This window comes from Psychrobacter sp. TB20-MNA-CIBAN-0197 (genome assembly GCF_040309765.1).
GTDB lineage: Bacteria > Pseudomonadota > Gammaproteobacteria > Pseudomonadales > Moraxellaceae > Psychrobacter > Psychrobacter submarinus.
Window position 1 is genome coordinate 1 of sequence record NZ_JBEOPC010000532.1, and the last position, 275, is coordinate 275.

The 275-nt window shown below is 32.0% G+C and carries 1 protein-coding gene; it reads left to right on the plus strand.

All coding sequences use genetic code 11. The features are described 5' to 3' along the window. On the plus strand, positions 1–275 hold a 275-nt coding region (locus AAEY83_RS14825), incomplete at both ends, for an EAL domain-containing protein (protein WP_351060083.1).

The window sequence follows — 275 nt, forward strand, 5'->3', positions numbered from 1 at the left end:
TTTTGGTACTGGGTTTTCTTCTATATCGGTTTTAAAAGAGCTATCAGTTGATTACATTAAAATAGATAAATCTTATATTGATAACATTTGTGAATGCTCAAAAGATAAAAGTATTGTATCTGCGGTAACTAACATGTCGCATATGATTGGTTGCCAGGTAATAGCTGAAGGCGTAGAAAATACAGCTCAGTTAACGTTATTACAAAGCTTACAAATTGATAAGTATCAAGGTTTTATATTCAGTAAACCAGTTAGATTTGCCGATGCGCTTAAAC